We start from the raw sequence: 25,355 nt of genomic DNA, 5'->3' as shown, positions 1-25,355 counted from the left end.
TCAAGTCGCCCAATATTAACCGCGTTTGGCGGCCGCTTCGAGCGCTGCTACGGCGGGTAGCTGCTTACCTTCGACATACTCAAGGAAAGCACCGCCGCCAGTGGAGATATAAGAAACACGATCAGCAATGGCATATTTATCGATTGCCGCTAACGTATCCCCGCCACCGGCAATCGAGAAACCTGCGCTATCGGCGATAGCCTGGGCGATCACCTGAGTGCCTTTGCCGAACTGATCGATTTCAAATACCCCAACGGGGCCATTCCATAAAATGGTACCGGCATCTTTCAGCAGGCTGGCCAAGTGGGCGGCGGTGTCAGGGCCGATATCTAAAATCATCTCGATGTCAGCGACTTGATCCACCGGCTTGACTATCGCTTCCGCCGATTCAGAGAATTCCGTCGCCACGACGACATCCGTGGGTAGTGGTATCGACACCTTCTCCATCAGCGCTTTCGCTTGGCCTACTAAGTCGGCTTCATGTAACGATTTGCCGACATTATAACCCGCCGCGGCAATGAAGGTGTTGGCGATACCGCCGCCAACAATAAGTTGATCGCATTTATCTGCTAGCGCGGTGAGCACATCCAGTTTAGTGGAAACTTTGGAACCACCCACGATCGCGGCCATGGGGCGTGCTGGATTCGCCAGTGCTTTCTGTAACGCGTCGAGCTCTTGGGCAAGGAGCGGACCCGCACAAGCGCTGGCGGCAAAGCGCGCGACACCATGGGTGGAGGCTTGTGCACGATGGGCCGTGCCGAACGCGTCCATGACAAAGATATCGCAGAGGGCGGCGTACTGTTTCGCTAACAGCTCGTCATCTGCCTTTTCGCCACTGTTGAAGCGTACGTTCTCTAGCAACACGACATCGCCATTGGCGAGATCCAGCGTTTCGCCGAGATACGCCTTGATGAGGGGGACGGGGCGACCTAACAGCTCTCCCAAGTGCTCAGCCACTGGCGCAAGCGAGAATTCATCGCTGGGTTCGCCTTCGGTAGGGCGCCCCAAATGGCTCATTAACATCACTTTGGCACCCGCTGTCGCGGCCGCTTCAATCGTCGCGAGTGCCGCCCGCAAGCGGGCATCGCTGGAGACGCGGCCATGTTTGATGGGCACATTCAAATCTTCACGGATCAGCACGCGTTGCCCTTCCAAGGGAAGGTCAGTCATCTTGTTCACGTTCATGTGAGCGGTTTCCTCGTGTGTATGCCGTTGGACAATAGGGCGGCAGATAATGCCAACAGGTTACGTCTCTGCCGAAAGTGTGGCCAATCGTTGGCTAATGTCGAGCATCCGATTAGCAAACCCCCACTCGTTATCGAACCAGCAGAGCAGCTTGATAAGGCGCTTACCGGCCACTCGGGTTTGGGTCGCATCGAGAATGCCTGAGCGCGGGTCATGATTAAAATCAACCGATGCCATGGGGGCTTCAGTATAGCCAAGCACGCCCATTAAGCGCTGTTGAGCGGCGGCCTGGAGCAGTGCATTCACATCATCCCGGTGTGTATCACGGCCAACCGTCAGCGCGACATCCATCGCAGAGACATTGATGGTCGGAACACGCACGTGCAGGCACTCAAAGCGGCCCGATAGATGCGGCATTAAGCGACTTATGCCGAGTGCCAAACCGGTGTCTACGGGGACGATAGAGTGCATCGCCGAGCGGGTTAGACGCAGGTCGGTTTGGTGGTAGGCGTCAATCACCGGCTGGTCGTTCATGGCCGAGTGAATCGTTGTAGTGACACCGTGTTCAAGACCGAGCGCTTCATCTAAAACGGTCAGTAGCGGTACCAGGCAGTTGGTAGTGCAGGAAGCCGCAGAGAGAATACGCTGTGACAACGACAGTTCATCTTCATTAATGCCCCATACGATGGTGGCATCGACATCATTTTCCGCTGGCTGAGAAAACAGTAGCCGTTTAGCGCCAGCCGCTAAATGCAGCTCGGCGGTAGCCCGATCTTTAAAGCTTCCCGAACATTCAAGCACCAGATCGATATCGAGTGCCTGCCAGGGCAGTCGGCTAGGGTCACGTTCACAGAGCATTTGGATACGCTGGCCGTTGATCACTAGGTACTCGCCGTCGTTATCCACTTCACCTGGGAAACGGCCATGGGTGGTGTCATAGCGGGTCAAGTAAGTGATCGTCGCAAGGTCAGACAGCTCATTAATGGCAACGACTTCAAGCTCGGGGTGGTGTCGCTCGACCAGTGCGCGAAGCACGCATTGACCAATGCGTCCGTAACCGTTGATGGCGATGCGATACCGGGGAGCAGGATTAGCCATGCAGAAGGGCGGCTCTTAAAAGTGGATCAAAGGTAAAAATGACAGCGGAAACGATGGAATGATAACGCATTTCCGCCAGCGATTCTTATCGGTTGTCGGTATCTATCAACTGCCTATACCTAGCAACCGCCAGGCGACGGGCAGCAGTACAGCGGTAAAAATGCCGGTAAGGCTCATCCCCAACGAGGCGAATGCGCCGGCGGCCGGGCTGATCTCAAAAGCCCTTACCGTACCAATCGCATGGCCGTTCAGCCCCAGCGTGAAACCAATTAAGCGCTCGTCATCGATGCGTAAAAAACGGGCGGCTAGACTAACGCAAGGGATCGTGACCACACCAGTTATCAACAATGCGCCCATTAGTAGCGCTACCGTACCGCCCAACTGTTCGGTGATCCCCATCGCGATGGGTGCTGTCACCGATTTAGCCGCAATGGAAGCGAGGATGATGTCGGCGCTGCCCATGAGCCAAGCAATCGCCAGTGCATAAAAGGCCGCCAGGGTCGCGGCGATGGGTAGGCAAATGGCCAGTGGTCGCCATAGTTCAGCAATGCGTGGCAGCTGTTGATAAAGCGGCATACCTAACGCCACTGTGGCTGGCCCCAATAGAACCGTTAGCCAAGAGGCGCCTTGATGATACGTCGCATAAGGCAAGCCGATGAGCGCTAATGCCCCTGCCAGCAGCAGCGCCGCGATTAAGATGGCGGGCAGCCAAGAAGGACGTTTCAGGCCTTGGAATAGCCCGTTACCGATGAGGTAAGCGGCAAGCGTTAATCCCACCGCAAACAGCGGGGTGGTGGTTAACAGGTCGAGTAGTGATGATTCAGCGAACATCCGGTTGTCCGATTAACCGCTTAAGCAGCCACAGCGTGGTTATCACGCTGAGTAATGTACCCACTACTAACGCAGTGAGGATGGCGCTCCACTGGCCGGCTAGCTCACCAATAATAAAAAACACCCCTACCACGCCGGGCATTATCAGCATCGCGAGCAGGGCAATCAGTGGCTGGGCGGCAGCGGCAATGGTACTAGGAACGCGGCCTCGTAGGGCAAGCGTTGCGCACAATAGCAGCATGCCGATCACGCCTGATGAAATCGGCAAAGCGGTGAAGTGGATCACCACTTCACCGATCAGCCAGTAGCTAATCAACCATAGAAAGCCACTGAGTGCGGGCATGGCTTAGCCGAGTAGTTCGTTGGCGTGCTTGACTACATTTTCGACGGTAAAACCGAAGTGTTTAAACAGATCACCTGCCGGGGCTGACTCCCCGTAGGTGGTCATGCCGATCACACGGCCGTCCAGACCTACATACTTGTACCAGTAGTCGGCGTGAGCCGCTTCGATAGCGATACGCTTGGTCACCGCTTTGGGCAGTACGCTTTCACGGTACTCGGCATCCTGGCCATTGAAGCGATAGGCCGACGGCATAGAGACCACGCGTACCGCTTTGCCCTGTTGTTCAAGCTCGTCGGCGGCGTCCATCGCTAGGCCGACTTCAGAACCGGTGGCGATCAGAATCAGTTCGGGCTTTTTGGGCGTGCCTTCGCTGTCTTTAAGCTCCGGGTCTTTAAGTACATAGGCGCCGTTCTGAATCGCTGCCAGCTGCGCTGTAGTGCGCTGCTGGTGGGGCAGGTTCTGGCGTGACAATACCAGTGCCGTGGGGCCAGAGTGACGCTTGATGGCCGCATCCCAGGCGGCAGCGGTTTCGACCGCGTCACAGGGGCGCCAAGTATTCAGGTTCGGCGTGGTACGCAGGCTGGTGAGCTGCTCAATGGGCTGGTGAGTCGGGCCATCTTCACCCAGGCCGATGGAGTCGTGAGTAAACACGTAAATCACCTGCTGACCCATTAGCGACGCCATGCGAATCGAGTTGCGCATGTACTCCATGAAGATCAGGAAGGTCGCGCCGTAAGGTACCAGGCCGCCGTGCAGAGCGATGCCGTTCATGACCGCGCCCATGCCGAATTCTCGCACCCCGTAGTGCAGGTAATTGCCGTTGGCATCTTCGGGGGTGATGGCTTTAGCGCCTTTCCAGAACGTCAGGTTAGACGGCGCCAAGTCGGCGCTGCCGCCCAGCAGTTCTGGCATTTGCGGGCCAATCACATTGAGCGCTTCAAACGACGCTTTGCGTGAGGCGATCGTCTCGCCACGCTCCTGGGCCTGTTGAATCAGCGCTTCGGTAGCAAGCTCAGTGGGGAGCTGGCGCTTCATGCGGCGCTTGAATTCCCGTGCTTCGGTGGGGAAGGCCTCGGCGTAGCGCGTAAAGCGCTCTTCCCACGCCTGTTGAGCAGACTTGCCGGCGTCACGAGCATCCCAAGCAGAGTAGACCGGTTCAGGGATATGGAACGGCGCGTGGGGCCAGTCGAGTTGGGTGCGCGCCCGCGCCACTTCTTCGTCGCCTAATGGCGAGCCGTGAGCGTCCTCTTTGCCCTGCTTGTTCGGGGCGCCAAAACCAATGATCGTTTTGCAGATGATCAGGCTTGGCTTATCGTCTTGGCTCTTGGCCAATTCAATAGCGGCTTTTACTTCTTCCGGCTTATGGCCATCGACATTGGGCACCACGTGCCAGCCGTAAGCCTCAAAGCGTTTGGCGGTATCGTCGGTAAACCAGCCTTCTACTTCACCATCGATAGAGATGCCGTTATCGTCGTAAATAGTGATCAGTTTGCCCAACTGCTGGGTACCTGCGAGCGAGGCTGCCTCATGGGAGATACCTTCCATTAAGCAGCCGTCACCGACAAAGCACCAAGTGTGGTGATCAACAATCGTATGGCCCGGGCGGTTGAACTGAGCCCCTAGCGTCTTCTCTGCAATGGCGAAGCCGACCGCGTTGGCAAAACCCTGGCCAAGCGGGCCAGTGGTGGTCTCAATGCCCGGGGCGTAGCCAAATTCCGGGTGACCGGCGGTGGGAGAGTGCAACTGACGGAAATTCTGCAGCTGTTCCAGGCTCAGCTCGTAGCCGCTCAAATGTAGCAATGAATAGAGCAGCATGGAGCCATGACCATTCGACAGCACGAACCGGTCACGATCGGCCCACTTGGGATCTTCGGGGTTATGCTTGAGGTAGTCATTCCATAGCACCTCGGCAATATCCGCCATACCCATGGGGGCACCAGGGTGGCCGGATTTAGCTTTCTGAACGGCATCCATAGAAAGGGCGCGAATGGCATTGGCTAGCTCAAAACGGGACGGCATGGGGGTGCTCCTCGCCTGAAAACAGAAATTATAAAGGCGCTATTGTCGCTGACTTCCCATCAGGCGGCAAATATGACGGTAAATTCTGATAAGCGCGTTCTGGGAAGCGTCGCCGACAGCGTGTAGACTCTGCCTCCCGAAGTGGTAGTGAAAAGCGTGCTACCACTTCTTTTACGGGCAGGGGACACCTGCCATGATTTCCTGCTGATGCTGTGGATTACATACAGCCGTCATACAGAGGGTCGAGTGCGCGATGAGCGAATATTCCCTGTTTACCTCCGAGTCCGTCTCCGAAGGTCATCCCGATAAGATTGCCGATCAGATCTCTGACGCGGTGTTAGATGCCATCATCGCCCGTGATAAACAGGCCCGGGTTGCCTGTGAAACCATGGTGAAAACCGGGGTGGCGATCATTGCCGGTGAAATTACTACGTCCGCGTGGGTCGATTTAGAAACCCTCGTGCGTGACGTGATCACCAGCATCGGCTATACCTCGTCGGACGTGGGATTCGATGGAGCGACCTGTGGCGTGATCAACTTGATCGGCAAGCAGAGTGTCGAGATTGCCCAAGGCGTTGATCGTAGCAAGCCAGAAGACCAGGGGGCAGGTGATCAGGGCCTTATGTTTGGCTATGCGACCAACGAAACCGATTCGTTTATGCCTGCGCCGATCCACTACTCGCACCGTTTAGTCGAGCGTCAGGCCGAATTGCGTAAAAATGGCCTTTTGCCATGGCTGCGGCCAGATGCCAAGAGCCAGGTGACTTTCCGCTACAATGCCCAAGGCCAGCCCTGCGGTGTCGATGCCATTGTGCTTTCTACCCAGCACGATCCTGAGATCGATCAGGAAGACCTGCGCAAAATGATCAAGCGCGAGGTGATTGAGCAAGTCATTCCCGCCGAGTGGTTGGATGACAGTACCCAATACCACATTAACCCGACCGGCAAATTCGTGATTGGTGGCCCGGTGGGCGATTGTGGCCTGACGGGACGTAAAATCATTGTCGATACCTACGGCGGCATGGCGCGCCACGGCGGTGGTGCGTTCTCAGGCAAAGACCCGTCGAAAGTGGATCGTAGCGCGGCCTATGCAGGACGCTATGTAGCGAAAAACGTCGTAGCGGCGGGCTTGGCCGACAAGTGTGAGATTCAGGTCTCTTACGCCATTGGTGTTGCCGAACCCACCTCGGTCTCCATTGATACCTTCGGTACCGGCAACATTGACGATAAGCAGATCGTGGCGCTAGTGCGCGAGCATTTCGATTTGCGTCCCTACGCCATCACCAAAATGCTCGACCTGCTACACCCGATGTATCAGCTCACCGCTGCTTACGGCCACTTTGGCCGTGCACCGTTCGAGCACAGCTACACGTGGAGCGATGATAAAGGCGAAGAGCATACCGAAACCTTTACCGCTTTCCCGTGGGAAAAAATTGATAAAGCCGATGCACTGCGTAAGGCGGCTAATTTGTAAGACATTCGCTACCCCGTTTGTAAGCAATGTATTAAATCGCCCCGCTGGCGCCAGCCAGGGGGCTTTTTTTATGTCCGTTACGTTAGGCTAAGCCATCAACTGATGGGCGCATGCAAAGGGGGATGTGATGGGTTTGGGAGTACAAGCAGGGCTTGTGGTGGGGCTGATTTGGCTTGTCACTTTTTCCGCACAGGCTGCCGACTGCCCGGATTGGCCTGAAGAGCGTCTCACTCGCGAAAGCCAGGCTCTGGCCGAGCAGGTTCAGCGCTGGGATACCGCCTACCACGACGAGGGCGTTGCGCTGATTGATGATGCCCTCTATGACCAAGCCGTAGCGCGCCTAGCCGCTTGGCAACGTTGCTTGGGCCATGCACCCGATCATCGCCCGCTTTCGCGCGTTACCCGAAGCAGCGGTACTCTCGATCATCCGGCGGCGCAGCGCGGACTCACTAAAGCTGATGAAGACGGTGTCCGGCGCTTCACCAGCCGCCGCGAAGACCTATGGATTCAGCCCAAAGTGGACGGCGTGGCGATAACGCTGCGCTACCGAGACGGCGACTTGGTAGAAGCCGTTAGCCGTGGCGATGGCGAGCGGGGCCAGGACTGGACGAGTCGGGTGCGCCAGTTACCCGCTGTGCCTAATACGTTGCCTGAGCCTATTTCGGCGGTGCTCCAAGGCGAATTGTACTGGCGGCTAACCCAACACGTGCAATCACAATCGCCTGCGTCGGGGGCACGGGGCGCCGTGGCGGGAGCAATGGCGCAATCCTCACCTACCGTGGAAACCCTTGAGCGTATCGGCCTATTCGTATGGGACTGGCCCGATGGGCCTACTGGGATGGACGAGCGTTTAACGCGTCTTACTAGCCTCGGTTTTGATACTGCCACCTATACACAACCGCTTGAAGAGCGTCGCGACGCCGCTTACTGGCGCGATAGCTGGTTCAATGGCACGTTGCCGTTTGCCACCGACGGCGTGGTGATCAAACAGGCTGAACGTCCTGGTGTTCGCCGCTGGTCGTCATCGCCTCCGGAGTGGGCGATTGCCTGGAAATACCCCGCCCAGCAAGCGCTCGCGGAAGTGCGTGGTATTGAGTTTCGCGTTGGGCGTACCGGACGCGTGACGCCGCTGGTGTGGCTTAATCCGGTGCTGCTAGAGGGGCGGCGCATTAGCCGCGTGTCGTTAGGTTCACTGGAACGCTGGGAGTCACTGGATGTGCGCGCCGGTGACCAAGTAGCGATCTCCTTGGCGGGATTGACGATTCCCCAGTTAACCGACGTGGTCTGGCATACCCAAGAGCGCTCGCCGCTGAGTGTTCCCTCGCCGCAGCGTTATCACCTGCTCAGTTGTTTTGAGATTACCCCCGGTTGCGAGACACAGTTACTGGCACGGCTCACTTACCTGGGCGAGCAGTTGGGTATGCAAGGCGTTGGTGAAGGCACTTGGCAAGCGCTAATGGAGGCAGGCGTCGTCACGCAATTACTGGAGTGGCTGGGCGCTGAGCCGCGTTATCTGGAGAAGGCCTACGGTATTGGTGAGGTCACTTCCGCCGCGCTCACTGAGCAGTTTCAAATCGCCCTTAGTCGACCATTTTCGGCATGGCTCAGTGCGCTGGGCGCGCCACCGGGTAGCGAGTCGGTTCGCGGAGATTGGGCAACGTTAGCGGGCTACCAGCGCGAGCAGTGGCAAACCGTTCCAGGGGTTGGCCCGGTTCGCGCTGACGCGCTGGTAGCCTTTTTCAGCCACCCGGCCGTACAGCGAATGGCTAGCCAGCTTAACCAATCGGGTGTGGCTGGTTTTTAATTACGCACGTTTAATGACTAACCAAGCCCGGTAAGACGCAGCATCAAACCCAGGTAGAGGGGAATCAGCAGCGGTGCGAGTAAGGTCGTGACCAGCACCGCTAACGCGCCCTTTTGCGGCTGAATGCCCAACTCCATCGCCACCACCACCACGTTAGCCGCCATGGGCACCACGCCGAGCAGCAGCAGCGCCAGGGCTAGTTCCGTAGAAAGGGGCTCCATCCATTGCACGATGAAAACGGTCAATAGCATGGCTAGCGGCCACATCAAGTAGCGCAGGCCCACGCAAGTGGCCACAAAGCGCGTATCCCAAGCGGTAAGCGTCACTTGGCTAAGCGTCATGCCAATAATCATCATGCCCAGCAGGGTATAGGTGGCGGGGAATACCGCCAGTGAGTTCATTACTGCGTCGGGCATCGTGACATCAAGCGAACTGAGCAATAGCGCCAACAAGAACGCATAGATCAGCGGTAGACGTGAAATTTTAAGCAAACTTTCGCGTACCGAAAAACGACCGCGAGCGCTAAGGTAGAAACCTACGGTGAATTCGTAAATATTGATCCCCAGCATGCAGAACAGATAAAGCGTCACGCCCTCAGGGGGAAGTAGAATCAGCGCGATCGGCAAGCCAAAATAGCCGGTATTGCCCGTTCCTGACGAGAACGCTAATAGGGCGGCTTCTTGTTCACCAAAGCGTTGCCGAGCTAGGCGTTGAACCACCAGTGCCATCAGGCTTGCCAAAATGAACAGCGCTAATGTCAGCAGTAGGTAGTTTGGCGTGGGGCCGCCGTTCATCAGTGCACGAAAAATGGTAAAGGGCGCAATCAGATAAACCAGTAGTGTGGCGATCGGGCGAGGATCCAGTTTTAGCCGTTGAGCGGCGAGCCAGCCTAACGCCACATAGCTCAGTAGCATCAGTAGTGGTCCAACCAGTGCCCCAGGTGAAAGATCCATTGACCCTCCCGTAAAATGTGTAATGACGAACGAACATGAGTCGAATTAAAGGCCGAGCGTGGAATCTTTCATTAGCCCCAGCGCGATGGAAAAGCGAGAATACCCCAAAATATCATTACTATTGAGCAAAAAAGGAAATCCCATGAGCAGCCACGAGCATCCGTTAGGTATCAGCTTTGAGTTCTTTCCGCCCAATACCGATGCCGGGCGCGACAAGCTAATACACGTTCGTGATGAGCTGGCTGCCCGCAAGCCGCGATTTTTCTCAGTGACCTACGGTGCCGGCGGTTCGACTCAGGCGCGTACCCGCGAAGTGGTGCGAGCGGTGAGTGAGAGTGGCATTACCACAGCTCCGCACCTCTCCTGCATCGGTAGTGAAAAAGCCCAACTGCGTGACCTGCTGGCGCAGTATCGCGAGGAAGGGGTCGATAGCTTAGTCGCGCTGCGTGGTGATATGCCTTCTGGTATGGCGAGCATTGGCGAGTTGCGGTATGCCAATGAGCTCGTCGAATTCATCCGCGTAGAAACCGGCGACCATTTCGACATCGCCGTCGCGGCCTATCCAGAGTCTCACCCACAGGCACCCAATCTTGATAAGGATGTGGAAAACTTTGCTCGGAAAATGAAGGCGGGGGCCAACATGGCGATCACCCAGTACTTCTTCACCGCCGATGCCTATTTCAATTTCGTTGATAAAGTGCGCGCCCTCGGCGTTGAGCAGCCGATTATCCCCGGCATTATGCCAATCACTAACTATACCAAGCTGGCGCGCTTTTCCGACGCCTGCGGCGCCGAGATCCCGCGCTGGATCCGCAAACAGTTGGAGTCTTACGGTGACGACAGCGAAGCGATTGCCGCTTTTGGCACCGATGTGGTGAGCCGGCTTTGCCAACGTTTGCTGGATGGCGGTGCGCCGGGGCTGCATTTTTATACCCTTAACCAGGCGGCACCGGTGCTCAAGGTCGTCGATAACCTAACGGATTAATCGGCTATTCAACCAGCGTTGCACGCATTAAAACCCCGCCCAACGATCGTTGAGCGGGGTTTTTTACTTGGCTTCGCGGGGTTAAAAGCGCTTAGCCAGCCTGTGGTGCTTTGCTACCGCCACCGTGCACCTTTCGCTGCATCATAAACAGCACGATACCAATCGCAAGGCCTGCAATGTCGGTATAGATACCGCCGTAGATCAAGAACAGTGCGCCTACCAGCATAACGATACGCTGCACTGTGTTAACGGGGCCAAAGAACCACTTCTGTACCATGCCCGATAGCAAAACAATGCCTAACGTCGCGGTTAACCCAACGCGCAGGATCTGCATCGGTGAGCCTTCCATTAGCATGGCCGGGCTGTAGAAGAACATGAACGGTACGATGAACGCGGCCAGGCCAATCTTGAACGAGGCCACCGACGTGCCCATGGGGTTGTCGCCAGAGATACCCGCCGCTGCATAGGAAGCCAAGGCAACTGGCGGAGTGATCGCCGACACCACGGCGAAATAGAACACGAAGAAGTGCGCAATCAGCGGTTCAATGCCGATATTGATCAAGCCGGGTGCGACCACGGAAGCGGCTACCGCATAGGCGGCAGTGGTGGGCATGCCCATTCCCAACAAAATGCTGATCAGCATGGCAAACACGAGTGCTAACAATTGGCTGACACCGGCAAGACCCAGCAACAGCGATGAGAAGCGCGCACCAACTCCTGTCAGCGAGATAACCCCAACGATCAGGCCCGCACAGGCACACACCGCGATGATTTGAATCGACATGGTGCCCGCAATCTGCAGCGCTTTAAGAATCGCACGAATACCCATCTTATTGGGAGAAATCCAGCTCACCACGGCAGCTGAAGCGGTGGCTAGGGTACCGGCGCGGATGACCGAGTAGCCCATGAACAGCGCGACAATCAGAATAATAATCGGCGCAAACAGATAGACCTGCTTCACTAGCTTGGAAAATAGCGGGATTTCATCCTTACGCATGCCGCGCATGCCTTTACGGGCGGCTTCAAAGTCGACCATAAAGTAGATGGATGCAAAATAAAGGATGGCAGGAATGATCGCTGCAATGGCTATTTCGGTATACGGAATACCGGTTACTTCCGCCATGATGAACGCGCCAGCACCCATAATTGGCGGCATGATCTGCCCACCGGTTGAGGCGGCCGCTTCGATAGCACCCGCACTACGAGCGGGGTAGCCGACTTTCTTCATCAGAGGAATGGTCAGGGAGCCGGTGGAAACGACGTTACCTGCCGATGTACCGTTGATCATGCCCATCAGGCCTGAGGCGAAAATAGCGACTTTAGCAGGGCCACCACGGGCACGACCCGCTGCGGCAAAGGCGAAGTTGACGAAGTAGTCGCCCACTTTGGAAGCCTGCAGGAACGCTGCAAAAATAATGAACAAGATGATATAAGTCGATGATACGGCCGTGGTGGGTCCAAGAATACCGGCGTCGGTATACACCTGACTGAAGAAGCGCTGCAGTGACAGACCTGGATAGCCTAAGAAGCCTGGCAAGTAAGGGCCAGCAAATACGTAGGTGAGGAAGACAGCGGATATCACCACCAGGGCTAAACCAGCCACCCGGCGAGTAAGCTCTAAAATCAGCAGGGAGCCCGCAATGGCTGCCCAGGAAATACCCGATGGTGCAAAGGATGTACCCGTCGACATACGGATATTGGTGTTATAAGCCACGAGCAAATAGCCTGCGCTCGCCATGGCGCAAACCATCAGCACCAAATCGGCAGGGTTGAAGCGGTGTCGGGCCTGACGATAAAACCACGATAGAACGATAGCACTCGCCGTGGTCGCCATCAGCGGATAGCCGTAGTGCCAATTCTCGACACTCGGTTCGATGCGCATGGCACTGCCGCTAAGCGTCTGATACATAACGAACACTTGCGCCAAGGTATAGGCGGCAGGAATCAATAGTGCATAGCTCACCCACTTGATCCAGTCACCTGATGCTGGCTGGCCATCCTCGGCAAAGCGGGCGCCCGCAAAGAGCCCGTAACCGAGAATAAGTGCACCGGCAATGTGAACGATTCGAAACGACCAGGTTTCCATCGGATACACGTTGAGTGAAATCAGATGGAAACTTGAGTAAGCGATCGCTAATGCCGCAAACAGTAAAAATTGCCAGCCCGTAAACAGGCGACGATTAGGTTCAACAACATCATCATCGACACCATCGGCAATAGACTCTGGTACCGCTGACGCCGCGTGAGCATCATCGTTGAGACCATTGGGGTCTTGGTCGGTTTTGTGACTCATTAGAGTTCACCCTCACAGCAAAAGCAGACAAAGGGGTAGTAGCAGCGAAAGCTGCCCCGCCTGGCAGGGCCAGAAGCGGGGCAGTTGGAACGGAGGAGGTTGCTTAGTTGATCATGTCATCAGCAATTTCATAACCGTTCTCTTCATACCAGCGTGCAGCGCCAGGGTGGAACGGCAGCACGGTGTTGTGAACGATGTTTTCTGGAATGGTGGTTTCAGCACTGCGGTGAACAGAACGCATGCGATCGTTGTTTTCCATCGTGGCTTTGGTCACTTCGTAAACAAAGTCTTCCGGCAGATCACAACCAGCGATGGCGAAGTTCCACATGGACACCGCGCGGGCGTCTTCTTCCAGGGTGGTGTAAGTGTTTGCTGGAATCATGAATTCAGCAACCGGGAAGTTTTCCAGAACAGTGGCCAACTCTTCTTCGTTAAATTCGATGATGTTGACGTCTGTTTGTACTTCCAATTGGCTAACGGCGGGGATCGGGATGCCAGCTGCGAAGGCGACAACGTCAAGTAGGCCATCCTGTAACTGGCCGCCCAGGTCTGACCAACCGCCATTACGGCGCTCAAAGTCAACGCCCAGGGTTTCTAGGATCGCAGGGAAATAGGTGTCAGAGGTTGAAGCTGCCGGGCCAAAACCGATGCGTGCGCCATCAGGAATGTCGGAAATTGATTCAATACCGCTGTCAGAAAGCGCGGTAATGGAGAACGGCGTTTCGTACATGGGGAACATGGCGCAGACGTTGTCCATCTTCATGCCAGGTGCCAGTGGGCTTTCACCTTTAACGGCATCAGACGCGGGGCCCATCGTAGTTAAACCGAACGCCATGTCGCCTGTGTGCACGAGCGCCAGGTTTTGAGTAGGACCACCGGTGACTTCACCGCCGCCCGATACACCCAATTCATCAGCAATAAAGTTCGCCCAGCCTGAACCGTAAACGAAGTAAGTGCCGCCTTGGCTTGCGGTACCCACCGTGAAGTTGTCGGGCCAACCGGCGCGGTCTTCTTGCGCTTGGGCACTGCTGGCTGCCGCGACAAGCAAGGCGCTGCTGGCGAGAAGAGTGAACGTTTTAGGCATTTGTTTGCGCATGGCGAAAATTCCTAGCTGTTATTGGGGTTATAGTCCGATGGTCTGATCGATACCGTCCGTTAAAAGGGATTGATCAGACTATGCAGTAATTATCACAGCGATAGTTGTGCCATTTAAAATTTATTAATTTATAAACAAAGGATTATATTTTTATTATTCAACTTTGGTGGAAGGGGGTTTTTGACATTGTGTCCGGTTGTTCGCACGAAAGTAGCTCTACTGTGTGCGGATAGCCGCACACATCGAGATTGACTAGGCGCGAGCAAATATAAACCCGCGTTAGATGCGCGGGTCTTGCCGAGTAAGAAAGGCAATACACGGAGAGGCGTTAGCGCGAAGGCTTGCCTGGGTCCAGAATACGTACAGGCTGCACATCCTGCTGGCGTTGATCATCGCGTACCTGATTGACCCGAGTGGTCATTTCGGTAAGCGCGTCTTCTTCGATGGGCAACTGCTCAAAAAAATCACAGTTAACGCATTCGCGGTAGCGAATTCCGTTCTGCTCCCAGGCGCGGATCCGATCCATCGCCGCACAGCGTGGGCAGGTAACGCCCGCAATAAAACGTTTAACAGTCGACATGCGAATCTCCAAACGCACGACGCCCAAGGCGCCGTGCACGGGGAAGTGGTTTTAAAAGCTTAAGCCGCGCGAATGCCGCTATGACGCAGCAGCGGTTCAACGCTCGGTTCGCGGCCACGAAAGGCGACAAACAGTTCAGCTGCGTCTCGGGCGCCGCCTTGTTCGAGGATCTCGTGACGGAAGCGCTGCCCCGTTTCGGGGTCAAAGATACCGGCCTCTTCAAAAGCGCTCCAGGCATCCGCCGAGAGCACTTCTGCCCATTTGTAGCTGTAATAACCGGCAGCGTAGCCGCCGGCAAAGACGTGGCCAAAGCTATTCTGGAAGCGGTTAAATAACGCCTTCGGCAGTACCGAAACCCCATCGCGTACCTCGTCCAGCAGCGCTTGCACATCGCTGGCGCTGGGGGCGCTGAGTTCATGGTGCAGACGCAGATCAAACAGCGAAAACTCGATTTGGCGCATCATTCCCATGGCGGACTGAAAATTTTTGGCTGCTTGCAGACGCTCAAGTAGGTCGGCGGGCAGCGTTTCACCGCTATCCACGTGTTTGGCGAGCAGGTCGAGCCCTTCGCGCTCCCAGCAGTAGTTTTCCATGAACTGGCTGGGCAACTCGACTGCATCCCAGGCAACGCCGTTAATACCGGAGATATCGGCAATGTGCTGTTTGGTTAGCATATGATGCAAGCCGTGACCAAACTCATGAAACAGTGTGGTGACTTCATCGTGAGTGAGCAGTGCAGGGCGGCCGCCGACCGGCGCTGTGAAATTGCAGGTCAGAAACGCAACCGGTAGCTGCAGGCCCTGCTCTGTTTGGCGCCGTACGCGGCAATCCGCCATCCAAGCGCCGCCACGCTTGCCTTCTCGGGCGTAAAGATCCAGATAAAAAGCGGCGATCGGCTGGCCATTTTCGGTGATGCGGAAATAGCGTACGTCAGAGTGGTAGCGAGGCGCCTCGGTATTTTCTTCAAAGCGCACGCCATACAGACGCTCGACCACCTGAAACAAACCATCGACCACGCGTGGCGCGGGAAAGTAAGGGCGCAACTGTTCTTGAGAAATGGCATGGCGCGCTTCGCGCAGCTTTTCACTGGCGTAAGCAACATCCCAAGGTTCTAACGTTTGCAGGCCGAGCTCATCACGGGCGTAACTACTTAGCTCAGCAAATTCTTCTTTTGCCTGGGGAAGCGCACGGCGGGCTAAGTCGTTAAGAAAGTCGAGCACCTGTTCGGGTGACTCTGCCATTTTGGTGGCTAGCGAATAATCCGCGTAGGTATTAAAGCCGAGTAGCTGGGCAATTTCGCTACGCAACGTCAAAATCTCTTCCATGATCGCGGCGTTATCAAACTTGCCCGCATTCGGGCCCTGGTCTGAGGCGCGAGTAACAAAGGCGGTATACACTTCGCGGCGCAGCTCACGGTTGTCTGCGTAACTCACGATCGGGAAGAAGCTGGGGAAATCCAGGGTAATACGGTAGCCCGTCACGCCTTTCGCTTCAGCGGTGGCTTTTAACGTTTCAAGGGCGCTCTCCGGTAACCCGGCTAATGCTTCCTGGCTATCGATATCTTTGTGCCATGCCTGGGTGGCATCCAGCACGTTATTGGAGAACTCGTTGGAGAGCAGGGAAAGCCGCGACTGTATTTCACCGTAGCGGGCTTTTTTGTCTTCGGGCAAGTCGACACCGGCTAACCGGAAGTCGCGCAGAGAATTCTCAACGGTGCGCCGTTGGGCGGCATCTAGGTGCGGCCATGCGGGGCCATCTTTCAGCGCTTGCCAGCCATGAAACAAGCCTTCGTGTTGGCCTACCCAAGTGCCAAAGGCGGAGAGTTTCTCCAGACACGCTTGATACGCTTCACGCAATTCTGGCGAATTCATGGTGCCGTTGAGGTGCGAGATGGGAGACCACACTTTCGTCAGCCGATCATTGACGGCTTCCAGAGGAGCTGCAAAATTTTCCCAACTAGGCGGGGTGGCGGCGGCCTGTTCGGCGAGACGGTCAATGGCCTCGCGGCTTTCGCCTAGCAATGTTTCCACAGCGGGCTCCACATGCTCGGCGCGAATCTCAGTAAAGGGGGGTAACTCGTGCGTTTCAAGCAGCGGATTGGTGGACATAGGCACCTCAAGTGACATCGATTTTAAAACAGTTCAGGGAGCGCAAAACGCGCGATAATAATGACACAGTGTGGGCGGCGGGGCTGTGTTTCAATGTTAGCCGTGATAACAATGTCAGCGTTAACCATTACGTTTAATGATTGGCTTTGCGCTTAGGGTTTGGCCTGCACGCAAGCGCCTGCTAGTCTTGCCGCCTTTTAATGCCACCAATGGCAGGAGCATGTGATGAGCGAGACGCTGGAGCGCTGGGGGTCGAAGCGGGCCTTTATCTTGGCGGTAACAGGTGCTGCGGTGGGGTTAGGCAACATCTGGCGCTTTCCTTATGTGGCGGGAGAGAACGGCGGCGCCGCTTTTTTGCTGATTTACGTGGCGTTTGTGCTGCTACTGGGTATACCGGTGATGATGGCGGAGATATTGATTGGCCGTGCCGGGCGGCGTGGGCCGATGCAGGCGTTGGGTGCCTTGGCAGCCGAGGCGGGCGCCTCATCTCATTGGCGCTGGCTGGGGTTGTTCGGGGCGTTCACCGTGTTCTGTATCTTGTCGTTCTATTCGGTGGTCTCCGGCTGGTCGATTGAGTTTTTGGTGGCCTCCGTCAATGGCAACTTCAATGGCGCGAGTGCCGCTGAGATTGGTGCTGGCTTTGACGCATTCTTAGCCAATCCAGGTCTGCTGATTTTTAATCACTCGCTGTTTTTGTTTATGACGATGACTGTCGTCGCCGCGGGTGTTTCCAAGGGACTCGAGCGGTTAAACAACCTGCTAATGCCACTGTTGTACCTGTTGTTGCTACTCCTGGCAGGCTATGCCGCGACCACCGATGGGTTTGGTACGGCGCTGGCGTGGCTGTTTCTACCCTCTTTCGAAGCGCTGACACCCTCGGTCGTCGTGCATGCCATGGGCCATGCGTTCTTTACCTTGGCAGTGGGTGCTTGTGCATTGATGGCGTACGGCGCCTACATGCCGGAAGAGCAAAGCCTGCCTAAGGCGGCCGTGGCGGTCGCGGTGCTCGATATTAGCGTAGCGCTATTGGCGGGGATCGCTATTTTCTCAGTGGTGTTCGCGCAAGGCATGGACCCGGCTGACGGCCCAGGCTTAATGTTCGTTACGCTGCCTATCGCGTTTTCTGAGCTGCCCGGGGGGGCGGTGTGGCTAAGTGTCTTCTTTTTACTGTTGTTATTAGCCACCTGGACATCCGCTATTAACTTGGCAGAACCCATGGTCGCCACGCTGCAAGGGCTGGGACTGCGCCGGAGTATCTCGACGGCTATCGTCGCGCTCAGTGTTTGGTTGATCGGGCTATTATCTGCCTTCTCTTTTTCCTCTCTGGCAGAGTTCCGACCGCTGTTCGGGCGCAACGTCTTTGAGCTTGTCAGCAGTATTCCGCCCGATGTTTTTCTGCCGTTAGGCGGCCTATTAATCGCCGTGTTTGCGGCCTGGGTGATGCCGCGTGAAAGGGTTATCACTGCGCTAGGCGCGGGTGAAAGCGGCTATTTGGTATGGCGCAATATCATCCGCTGGGTGTCTATCCCATTAACCTTTATTGTTCTACTGGCCGGGTTGCTATAGTGAGGGCTTTGGTCTTCATAAGTCCGTTACGCCATGCAACAGACCCTAGGAGCGAGCAATGAGCAGTGCATTAAGACGCCATCAAGGTGTCGAACCCCAGTTGGGCGAACGCGTTTATATTGATCCAGCCTGTGTCGTTATTGGTGATGTGGTACTGGGTGATGATTGTTCCGTATGGCCGATGACGGTGATACGAGGCGATATGCACCGTATTCACATCGGTGCACGTACCAGTGTGCAAGATGGCAGCGTGCTTCATATCACCCATGCCAGTGACTTCAGCCCCGAGGGGTTTCCGCTCACCATTGGCGACGACGTCACCATCGGCCACAAGGCAATTTTGCATGGCTGTACCTTGGGTAATCGAATACTGGTCGGCATGGGGGCGATCGTGATGGATGGCGCAGTCGTCGACGACGAGGTCATCATTGCAGCGGGTGCTGTTGTCACGCCTGGCAAACATCTGGAAAGTGGCTTTGTCTATGCCGGTAATCCAGCCAAGGCGCTGCGCCCACTCAAAGAGAAAGAGCGTGCCTTCTTTCCTTATACCGCTGGCAATTATGTCAAACTGAAAGATCGCTTCTTAGCAGAGACGTCGCTTTGAGGTTCTTTCTCTAAGCGATTGCTGAGCCACCCTTTTTTCTACATAAGTCATGTCGCGCATGGCGGAAATCTGTTAATTTATACAGTTTTCTGTAGGCAGATTCTGGGATGCCGCGTCATGGCTAATTTTCGCACGCATATTACGGTAGCAGCGGCGGGCGGCATGCTGATAGCTTACGCTGGCTGGAAAGGCCAATGGTGGCCGCCTTCTCAGGCGGTAATGATGATTGCGCTGGTCACGTTCGGCGGCATTTTGCCCGATATTGATGCCGACCGTTCACACTCCATTCGTTTGATCTTTAATCTGCTTTCGGTACCCGCGCTGGTGCTGGGAGCGCTCGTGCTCCAGCCATGGTTGACGCCGGGAGCGCTGTTGATGGCGTGCGGTGGCATTTATTTCTGTGTGCGCTACTTGGCAGGCATACTTTTTTCACGCTTTACCGTTCATCGCGGCATTTGGCATTCACTGCTGGCGGGTGGGCTATGCAGCTTAACCACCGCCGCGTTAAGTTTTAATATGCTCGGTCAGCCTGCGTGGCTAGCCTGGTCTCACGGTGCGGCCACCTTGGTAGGTTTCTTGATTCACCTAACGTTGGACGAAGTGTACAGCGTTGATCTTGAAGGGGCGCGGCTAAAGCGTTCGTTTGGCACTGCGCTCAAGTTAGGCGATAGCCGCCGACCAATGTCCAACCTGTTGATGCTGATTGCGACGTTAACGCTGATTCCATGGATACCGCCCTGGTCGGTGTTGGGGGAGTTAATTTATCAGGGCTCGCTGTTATGGCGATAATCGTCAGCATTGAGGCCATGCTTTTTAAGCTTGTCGTAAAAGGTTTTGCGTGGAATGCCTAGGTGGCCACATACATCGGTGACCCGACCGTGGTAGCGCGACAGTGATTGGCTGATCAGGCTTTTTTCGAACAGCTCGACTTGGCGCGGTAGCGTGGGCTCTTCGGTATCCGCACTGACCCCCTCTAGTAGCGCATCCAGGCGATAGTCGAAAGCCGCGCCCAGCAGCACATAGCGTTCGGCCAAATTACGCAGCTCGCGTACATTGCCGGGCCAGTCATGGGCGAGGAGGGCGGCAATGGCCGGGCTGTCGAGGGTGGGCGCTTCCAACCCGCTGCGGTTGGCCGCGACGACAGCAAAGTGTTGGAACAGTAAGGGAATGTCCTCACGCCGCTCGCGCAGCGCGGGCAGGGGCAGAGTTACCACGTTCAACCGATAGTAAAGGTCTTCGCGAAAGTAGCCCTCTTCCGAGGCAGTTTTAAGATCGACTTTGGTAGCCGCAATTACCCGAATATCAAGGGGGACGGTTTCATTGGCACCGAGCCGCTCGACGCTGCGCTCTTGCAGCACGCGCAGCAGCTTGACCTGCAGCGCCATCGGCATCGACTCTATTTCATCTAAAAACACCGTGCCGCCATTGGCGTGCTCAAACTTGCCGATGCGCCGCTCTACGGCCCCCGTGAAGGCGCCCTTTTCATGACCAAACAGTTCAGATTCGATGGTGTTTTCGGGCACGGCACCACAGTTAATGGCCATGAAGGGGCTATTGCGTCGCCCACTGCGCTCGTGAATAGCGCGCGCTACTAGATCTTTACCAGTGCCAGTTTCGCCAAACAGCAGCACATCCGCCTCCACTTGACTGATGCGCTGAATCATCGCGGCCAGCCGTGAAATGATCGGCGTGCGCCCCACCAGGCGTGGCCCCAGTGCGGCTTGTTGCACTTCCAGTTCGGCTTTAAGGCGATGGTTTTCCAAGCTAAGCTGGCGCTTTTCAATTCCTCGACGTACCACGTCTAGCAGTTGATCACCGGCAAAGGGCTTCTCTAGGAAGTCCCAGGCCCCGGCGCGCATGGCTTCTACCGCGGTAGAAATATCGCCGTGGCCGGTGATCAGAATAATCGGTAGGGTAGCGTCGCGGTTATGTAGCTCATGCAGGAGCGCCATGCCATCCATCCCCGGCATGCGAATATCGCTGACAATCACGCCGGGGAAGTCCGGCGTTAATGCCGCCAGCGCTTGTTCTGCCGATTCAAAGCAGTAAGGCGTGTAGCCCGCCAGCTCGAGCGTTTGGCTGGCGGTGATCCGCAGGTGCGGTTCATCGTCGATCACTATGACCGGTAGTATCGACGGCTCATGCATAATGGGAGCGCTCCTGGGCGTGTGTGAACGTTGAGTGGGGCAGGGTAATGGTGAAGCACGCGCCCCCTTCGGGTTGATTGGCCGCCTGTAGCTTGCCGCCTAAATCGTCCATGATACGTGACGAGATGGAGAGTCCCAGTCCTAAACCGCTTCCCGGTGCTTTGGTCGTAAAAAAGGGTTCAAAAATCTGCCCTAGGTGCTCTTCTGGGATGCCAGGGCCATTATCGGTAACGCTAATAATGACCTGCTGCTGGTGGGCATAGGCGCCAAGTGTTAGCTGGGGGGCAGCGACGGTTTTCATGGCCTGCAGTGCATTACCAATCAAATTCACCAAAACCTGCTCTAGGCGCACTAGGTCACCTTTTACCCATAGCGTCTCATCGGGCCAATCTTGAATGATTGTGATATTGCCTTCGCGCAGACGGCTCTGAAAAAGGCGTAAGGCGTAGTCGATACAGGCTTGTACCGAAATAGCCTCCTGGCGCTCACTACTCTTGCGTGAAAACTGGCGCAGTTGGGCGCTAATGTCTGCCATGCGCTCTGTTAGCTCGACAATTTGCTCCAGATTGGCATCGGCTTTGTCGTGGCGGGTTAAGGTGATAAAGCGGCGGGCGTTTTCTGCGTATGCGCGAATAGCCGCCAGCGGCTGATTGAGCTCATGGTTGATGCCCGCGGCGAGTTGGCCTAAGACCGCCAATTTGGCGGCTTGAATGAGCTCGTCCTGGGTCTGGCGAAGGTTAGCTTCCGCCCGGCGGCGCTCTTCAATTTCATCAGAAAGGCGTTGGTTGCTGGCCACCAGGTCGCGTGTGCGGTGCTCCACGCTGACTTCCAGTTCGTCGCGAACGCGGGCCAGCGTGTTGCGCTCTCTTTCAGCAAACGCTTCCCGTTCACGGCGTAACCGTAGGCGCTGCCAGCCGATGCCAGCACCCAGCGCTACTACACCATAAAGACCGCCTGCCATCAGCGCGGCTATCCACTGGGCGCTGATTACAGGCGTCAGCGGCTTTAGGATATGCATTTGCCAGCCAAACTCTGGGATAGGTCGGGTCAAGCTGAGGTAGTCCCCCTCGCTTAATGGACCTTTAGAAAAGCTTACCAACTGACTACCCAGGCCATAAGGCGCATTGATCTCAATACCTGAGGGTGACAGTGGTTCCATGGCGTAGCGACGGGTTTCGTGAAGGTTTTGGCGCTCTTCATCACTGAGGGGGTAGAGTGCATTCATACGCAGCTCTGGGTGGCTGGCCATGAAAATGATGTTGTCGCTGTCAGTGACAAACAGTTCTGCGTCCTGCTCTGCCCAGCTCTCTTCGACATCATCTAGCAGGACTTTCACGACTAGCACCCCGTCTGGCTGTGAATCGGGCGACGTATCGTCCAGCCACACGGGGGATGAGAAATAGTAGCCTCGCTCTAGAGACTTGATTCCTAAGCCAAAAAATCTCCCCTGGCCACCTGCAATGGCATCGGTGTAGTAGGAGCGAAACGCATAGTTCTGGCCGATAAACGTGTTGGGGCGATGCCAATTACTGGCGGCGATCGTGTCGCCATCGCGGTTAAGTAAGTAAACATCCGATACGCCTGCGGTAAAGCGGAAGCGATCTAGCAACATATTGAGCGGCATTGGATCTTGACTATCCGGAGAGGCTAAAAAGCGTTGCACGCCTTCCCGAGTAGCCAGCATTTGCGGCAGATAATCATAACGCAGCAGGTAGCCATTTAAATTGGCGGCCGACAGCCGTAACTCGTTTTCTGCATCATCTTGTAAGTTGGAAAGCGCTTGTTCCCGTGACAGTTGGGCGGCCTGCCACATACATAGTAGCAAGCCGAATGAAATAACCAGCAGCCATAAGCTTCGCCAACGTGCTGGTAAAGGAGGAGGTACTTGATTGCCGTTGCCGGAGCTGTTCATGCCAGCGTCTTACTGTTGCCTTGAGCACGACGAAGGGCGCGCTGGGCGCGGGTCTCAGCTTTGGCCATCTCGAGCAGTCCCTCTTCCACAAACACAAGATGTTCATGGGCGCGAGCACGGGCGTCTTCTGCACGCCCTTCCAAAATGGCATTGAGTAGGGCGCGGTGTTGCTGCATTAATTGGCTGCGCGAGCCTTCCTTGGCGAACAAGTGAGCCAAGTTGTTCACGATGCTCTTCTCTAGCAGGTGAAAAATGCCGCGAATGGTATGCAGTAGCAGTACATTGTGGGCAGCCTCGGCAATAGCGAGGTGGAACGCTGCATCAAGCTTTGCTTCTTGGATGGGATCGGCGCCGGCAAATCCGCCATCGAGCTCTTCAAAGCGCTGGATCAGAATGGCCTTGTCGGCAGGCGTTGAGCGCAGCGCAGCGTAATAGGCAGAAATGCCCTCCATGGCGTCGCGGAATTCGAGCAAATCTAGATTGAATTCATCGTGGCGGGAAAGCATTTCCAGCAAGGGGTCGGTATACCCATTGCTGAGGTCGTCATTCACAAAGGTGCCGCCACCTTGGCGGCTGGTCAGTAACCCACGCGCCGCAAGCTTTTGGATGGCTTCACGTAAAGAGGGGCGCGAAACGCCAAAGCGTTCGGCCAGTTCACGTTCAGGGGGTAGGCGCTGCCCGGGTTTTAGGCTGCCTTCCAACATCATGGCTTCTAGGCGCTCGGTAATGACATCAGCCAAACGCTGTTGGCGGAGCGGTGGATAGCTCATGTTGGTTAGCTCCTTAATTGGTAAGACCAATATTAAAAGCTTTACCAGTTTAGCTCAAGTGCTGGTAGGGCTGCGTTTAAGGCATTCAATCTTCTTTTTGAGTGGCTTTAAACTAAAGTATAGCCCATTGGCGCCCTATAATAGAGGATCTGTGTTTGACACGCTTATGTCAGCTCACTAGTGTTGACACTGCTTTTTTGTCAATTGGTAAAACCAATTACCACCTTGGGCGGTGAATATATCGCATCCATTGCATAGGGCTCACCATGATCATCTCAGCATCCACCGACTACCGCCAAGCAGCAAAGCGTCGTATCCCGCCCTTTTTATTCCATTACGCCGACGGCGGCTCCTATACCGAGCATACGCTGCGGCGTAACGTAGACGATCTTGCCGGTATCGCTTTACGACAGCGCGTGTTGAAAGACATGTCCACACTTTCACTAGAAACGACGCTGTTCGGTGAGTCGCTTGCCATGCCCATCGCGCTCGCGCCGGTAGGCTTGGCAGGTATGTATGCTAGGCGCGGTGAGGTGCAGGCGGCGCGTGCCGCTACCAGTAAAGGCATTCCTTTCACGCTTTCAACCGTATCGGTATGCCCAATTGATGAAGTGGCTTCTGCCATCGACCGTCCCATTTGGTTTCAGCTATACGTACTAAAAGACCGCGGCTTTATGAAGCATGCTCTGGAGAAAGCAAAAGCCGCGGGGGTCAAAACGCTGATCTTTACCGTGGATATGCCGGTGCCTGGGGCGCGTTACCGCGATGCTCACTCGGGTATGAGTGGTAAGTATGGGCCGGTTCGGCGCATGGCCCAGGCCGCGATGCATCCTTTCTGGGCTTGGGATGTAGGCGTTAATGGTCGCCCTCATGACTTGGGTAACGTGTCTGATTATCGCGGTAAGCCAACAGAGCTCGAAGACTATATTGCTTGGCTTGGCGACAATTTCGATCCTGCTATCTCTTGGAAGGATCTTGAGTGGATTCGAGAGTTCTGGGATGGGCCAATGATTATTAAAGGGATACTCGACCCAGAGGATGCACGTGAGGCGGTTCGCTTCGGTGCGGATGGCATTGTTGTGTCTAATCACGGCGGTCGGCAGCTTGATGGCGTCCCCTCTACTGCGCATGCTTTGCCTGCGATTGCAGACGCCGTCAAAGGTGACATCGCCATACTGGCCGATTCGGGTATACGCAGTGGGCTTGATGTAGTGCGTATGATTGCCCTAGGGGCCGACACCGTACTGCTAGGGCGCGCTTATATTTATGCCCTTGCGACTGCCGGTGAGGCAGGGGTTGCGCATTTGCTTGATTTGTTCGCTAAAGAGATGCGGGTAGCAATGACCCTAACCGGCGCACATAGCATCGCCGACCTGGGCACTGAATCACTGGTGCCCAACTCGATACCTCGCCTCTAATTCGCTTGGTTGCGACCTTAATAAAACCAATTTCAAAAACCCCTTGCCAACCCGGCCGCGAATCCGTAAAGTACGCATCCGCTGCCGGGGACGCCAAGCGTTACCAGCGGTAAGTGAAGGTGAAAACCTTCGGTTTGTCAGGCAGTTAGCGGTTTTGGATGTGGTCAGG

Annotated in this window: 20 protein-coding genes; 7 read left to right on the top strand and 13 right to left on the bottom strand. The window is 55.7% G+C overall.

Annotated elements, in window-relative coordinates; all coding sequences use genetic code 11:
• Positions 1–15: 15 nt before the first annotated feature.
• From ACUN8H_RS18630 to tkt, 5 genes are all read right to left on the bottom strand, one after another.
• A complete protein-coding gene (locus ACUN8H_RS18630) occupies positions 16–1,185 on the bottom strand; it encodes a phosphoglycerate kinase (protein WP_445533529.1) in 1,170 nt (389 codons plus the stop codon).
• Between the two features lie 60 nt (positions 1,186–1,245).
• A complete protein-coding gene (locus ACUN8H_RS18625; RefSeq protein WP_445533528.1) occupies positions 1,246–2,283 on the bottom strand; it encodes a type I glyceraldehyde-3-phosphate dehydrogenase in 1,038 nt (345 codons plus the stop codon).
• A gap of 105 nt (positions 2,284–2,388) precedes the next feature.
• The gene (locus ACUN8H_RS18620; protein WP_445533527.1) at positions 2,389–3,114 is read right to left on the bottom strand and encodes an LrgB family protein; all 726 of its coding nucleotides are present in this window, start codon (positions 3,112–3,114) and stop codon (positions 2,389–2,391) included.
• Positions 3,104–3,457, bottom strand: a complete 354-nt coding sequence (locus ACUN8H_RS18615) for a CidA/LrgA family protein (protein ID WP_445533526.1) — start codon at positions 3,455–3,457, stop codon at positions 3,104–3,106. Before ACUN8H_RS18615 ends, ACUN8H_RS18620 begins: the two co-directional genes overlap by 11 nt.
• A gap of 3 nt (positions 3,458–3,460) precedes the next feature.
• Complete coding sequence (tkt, locus tag ACUN8H_RS18610) at positions 3,461–5,476, bottom strand: transketolase (protein WP_445533525.1); 2,016 nt, start codon at positions 5,474–5,476, stop codon at positions 3,461–3,463.
• 253 nt (positions 5,477–5,729) lie between these two features.
• On the opposite strand from tkt, the gene metK reads away from it, so the two are divergent.
• Entirely contained in the window at positions 5,730–6,950 is a 1,221-nt protein-coding gene (metK, locus tag ACUN8H_RS18605) for a methionine adenosyltransferase (protein WP_445533524.1), read from the top strand.
• Positions 6,951–7,077: 127 nt separating this feature from the next.
• Entirely contained in the window at positions 7,078–8,754 is a 1,677-nt protein-coding gene (ligB, locus tag ACUN8H_RS18600; protein WP_445533523.1) for an NAD-dependent DNA ligase LigB, read from the top strand.
• Between the two features lie 17 nt (positions 8,755–8,771).
• On the opposite strand, the gene ACUN8H_RS18595 is transcribed toward ligB, so the two are convergent.
• The gene (locus ACUN8H_RS18595; RefSeq protein WP_445533522.1) at positions 8,772–9,707 is read right to left on the bottom strand and encodes an AEC family transporter; all 936 of its coding nucleotides are present in this window, start codon (positions 9,705–9,707) and stop codon (positions 8,772–8,774) included.
• A 142-nt stretch (positions 9,708–9,849) separates the two neighbouring features.
• On the opposite strand from ACUN8H_RS18595, the gene metF reads away from it, so the two are divergent.
• The gene (gene metF, locus ACUN8H_RS18590; protein WP_445533521.1) at positions 9,850–10,692 is read left to right on the top strand and encodes a methylenetetrahydrofolate reductase [NAD(P)H]; all 843 of its coding nucleotides are present in this window, start codon (positions 9,850–9,852) and stop codon (positions 10,690–10,692) included.
• 91 nt (positions 10,693–10,783) lie between these two features.
• Here the strand turns inward: metF and ACUN8H_RS18585 are convergent, their stop codons facing one another.
• From ACUN8H_RS18585 to prlC, 4 genes are all read right to left on the bottom strand, one after another.
• Complete coding sequence (locus tag ACUN8H_RS18585) at positions 10,784–12,985, bottom strand: TRAP transporter permease (protein WP_445533520.1); 2,202 nt, start codon at positions 12,983–12,985, stop codon at positions 10,784–10,786.
• 103 nt (positions 12,986–13,088) lie between these two features.
• Complete coding sequence (locus ACUN8H_RS18580; RefSeq protein WP_445533519.1) at positions 13,089–14,081, bottom strand: TAXI family TRAP transporter solute-binding subunit; 993 nt, start codon at positions 14,079–14,081, stop codon at positions 13,089–13,091.
• A 328-nt stretch (positions 14,082–14,409) separates the two neighbouring features.
• Positions 14,410–14,661 (bottom strand): YheV family putative zinc ribbon protein, encoded by a 252-nt coding sequence (locus tag ACUN8H_RS18575; RefSeq protein WP_445533518.1) that lies wholly within the window; start codon positions 14,659–14,661, stop codon positions 14,410–14,412.
• A gap of 59 nt (positions 14,662–14,720) precedes the next feature.
• Positions 14,721–16,769 carry an oligopeptidase A gene (prlC, locus tag ACUN8H_RS18570; protein ID WP_445533517.1) on the bottom strand — a complete coding sequence of 683 codons (2,049 nt, stop codon included), beginning with the start codon at positions 16,767–16,769 and terminating at the stop codon, positions 14,721–14,723.
• 225 nt (positions 16,770–16,994) lie between these two features.
• Between prlC and ACUN8H_RS18565 the strand changes: the two genes are divergently transcribed.
• The 3 genes from ACUN8H_RS18565 to ACUN8H_RS18555 all read left to right on the top strand — a co-directional run bounded on the left by ACUN8H_RS18565 (position 16,995) and on the right by ACUN8H_RS18555 (position 19,728).
• Positions 16,995–18,335 (top strand): sodium-dependent transporter, encoded by a 1,341-nt coding sequence (locus tag ACUN8H_RS18565; RefSeq protein ID WP_445533516.1) that lies wholly within the window; start codon positions 16,995–16,997, stop codon positions 18,333–18,335.
• A 58-nt stretch (positions 18,336–18,393) separates the two neighbouring features.
• Positions 18,394–18,939 carry a gamma carbonic anhydrase family protein gene (locus ACUN8H_RS18560; RefSeq protein WP_445533515.1) on the top strand — a complete coding sequence of 182 codons (546 nt, stop codon included), beginning with the start codon at positions 18,394–18,396 and terminating at the stop codon, positions 18,937–18,939.
• 117 nt (positions 18,940–19,056) lie between these two features.
• Positions 19,057–19,728 (top strand): metal-dependent hydrolase, encoded by a 672-nt coding sequence (locus ACUN8H_RS18555; protein ID WP_445533514.1) that lies wholly within the window; start codon positions 19,057–19,059, stop codon positions 19,726–19,728.
• On the opposite strand, the gene ACUN8H_RS18550 is transcribed toward ACUN8H_RS18555, so the two are convergent.
• The 3 genes from ACUN8H_RS18550 to ACUN8H_RS18540 are packed head-to-tail and all read right to left on the bottom strand — an operon-like array spanning position 19,704 to position 23,768.
• Complete coding sequence (locus ACUN8H_RS18550) at positions 19,704–21,086, bottom strand: sigma-54-dependent transcriptional regulator (RefSeq protein ID WP_445533513.1); 1,383 nt, start codon at positions 21,084–21,086, stop codon at positions 19,704–19,706. The genes ACUN8H_RS18555 and ACUN8H_RS18550 overlap by 25 nt on opposite strands.
• The gene (locus ACUN8H_RS18545) at positions 21,079–22,998 is read right to left on the bottom strand and encodes a sensor histidine kinase (protein WP_445533512.1); all 1,920 of its coding nucleotides are present in this window, start codon (positions 22,996–22,998) and stop codon (positions 21,079–21,081) included. Before ACUN8H_RS18545 ends, ACUN8H_RS18550 begins: the two co-directional genes overlap by 8 nt.
• Entirely contained in the window at positions 22,995–23,768 is a 774-nt protein-coding gene (locus ACUN8H_RS18540; protein ID WP_290694323.1) for a GntR family transcriptional regulator, read from the bottom strand. The genes ACUN8H_RS18545 and ACUN8H_RS18540 overlap by 4 nt, the downstream gene beginning before the upstream one ends.
• A gap of 266 nt (positions 23,769–24,034) precedes the next feature.
• On the opposite strand from ACUN8H_RS18540, the gene lldD reads away from it, so the two are divergent.
• Positions 24,035–25,186, top strand: coding sequence for an FMN-dependent L-lactate dehydrogenase LldD (gene lldD, locus ACUN8H_RS18535; protein WP_445533511.1), 1,152 nt, complete (start codon positions 24,035–24,037; stop codon positions 25,184–25,186).
• Positions 25,187–25,355: the final 169 nt, after the last annotated feature.

The sequence above is a fragment of the Vreelandella sp. V005 genome (genome assembly GCF_052645115.1).
Note: the sequence above shows the minus strand (reverse complement) of the source record. Positions and strands in the feature narration are given on the sequence as shown.